Raw genomic sequence first — 1,553 nt, 5'->3', positions numbered from 1 at the left:
TTGAATGGGTTCATGTGCAGCTCCATCAGCAAAAGGGGATGATAAGTTTATCACCACCGACTATTTGCAACAGTGCCCTGTTTAGAGTACTATATGCGCCTGCAACAGTGGGCCACCGAAAATATTAAAAAACTGCTTTATCTCGCGGGGGATGACGCGGTGATTAATTACGGGAAAATGCGGCTGGAATTTTTGCAGAAAGCACTGGCGCAGGATACCTCCGGTGACTTCTGCTTTCGTGTGCTGCATCCGGAAGTGTCTGGCCCGCCGGATATGAAAAAGGCTTCCGCCGGGTACCGTGACTTTATTATCGGTAACAGAGCGTTGCTGGATCTGGTGAATTCAGCCGGTGAAGGGGCTCCGGTTGCGCATTATTCCGCTGATGAAATTCAGTCATTATTTTCGGCACAAATACAGGGGTCGGTGGATAAATACGGCGATAGTTTCCTGACGGATGATCCGTATGTGCTGGCGGAAGACAAGCTGCAAACCTGTCAGATGGAAATTGATTTAATGGCGGATGTGCTGAGAGCACCGCCCCGTGAATCCGCAGAACTGATCCGCTATGTATTTGCGGATGAGTGGCCGGAATAAATAAAACCGGGCTTAATACAGATTAAGCCCGTATCGGGTATTATTACTGAATACCAGACAGCTTACGGAGGACGGAATGTTACCCATTGAGACAACCAGACTGCCTTCTGATTATTAATATTTTTCACTATTAATCAGAAGGAATAACCATGAATTTTACCCGGATTGACCTGAATACCTGGAATCGCAGGGAACATTTTGCCCTTTATCGTCAGCAGATTAAATGCGGATTCAGCCTGACCACCAAACTCGATATTACCGCTTTGCGTACTGCACTGGCGAAAACCGGTTATAAGTTTTATCCGCTGATGATTTACCTGATCTCCCGGGCTGTTAATCAGTTTCCGGAGTTCCGGATGGCAATGAAAGATAATGAACTGATTTACTGGGAACAGTCAGACCCGGTCTTTACTGTCTTTCATAAAGAAACCGAAACATTCTCCGCACTGTCCTGCCGTTATTTTCCGGATCTCAGTGAGTTTATGGCGGGTTATAACGCGGTAACAGCAGAATATCAGCATGATACCAGGTTGTTTCCGCAGGGAAATTTACCGGAGAATCACCTGAATATATCATCGTTACCCTGGGTGAGTTTTGACGGATTTAATCTGAATATCACCGGAAATGATGATTATTTTTCCCCGGTTTTTACAATGGCAAAGTTTCAGCAGGAAGGTGACCGCGTACTATTACCTGTTTCTGTACAGGTTCATCATGCAGTCTGTGATGGTTTTCATGCAGCAAGGTTTATCAATACACTTCAGCTGATGTGTGATAACATACTGAAATAAATTAATTAATTCTGTATTTAAGCCACCGTATCCGGCAGGATTGGTGGCTTTTTTTTATATTTTAACCGTAATCTGTAATTTCGTTTCAGAAGGCACTGTTGCAAAGTTAGCGATGAGGCAGCCTTTTGTCTTATTCAAAGGCCTTACATTTCAAAAACTCTGCTTACC

The 1,553-nt window shown here is 44.4% G+C and carries 2 protein-coding genes; both read left to right on the top strand.

The features are described from left to right. Positions 1 to 93: 93 nt before the first annotated feature. Complete coding sequence (locus CHU32_RS27800; protein WP_001239317.1) at positions 94 to 594, top strand: hypothetical protein; 501 nt, start codon at positions 94 to 96, stop codon at positions 592 to 594. Between the two features lie 149 nt (positions 595 to 743). After that, complete coding sequence (locus CHU32_RS27795) at positions 744 to 1,385, top strand: type A-2 chloramphenicol O-acetyltransferase CatII (protein ID WP_001011939.1); 642 nt, start codon at positions 744 to 746, stop codon at positions 1,383 to 1,385. Positions 1,386 to 1,553: the final 168 nt, after the last annotated feature.

It is taken from the genome of Superficieibacter electus (assembly GCF_002915575.1).
GTDB lineage: Bacteria > Pseudomonadota > Gammaproteobacteria > Enterobacterales > Enterobacteriaceae > Superficieibacter > Superficieibacter electus.
The sequence above is the reverse complement of the archived record's forward strand: the minus strand, read 5'-3'. Positions and strand labels throughout refer to the sequence as shown.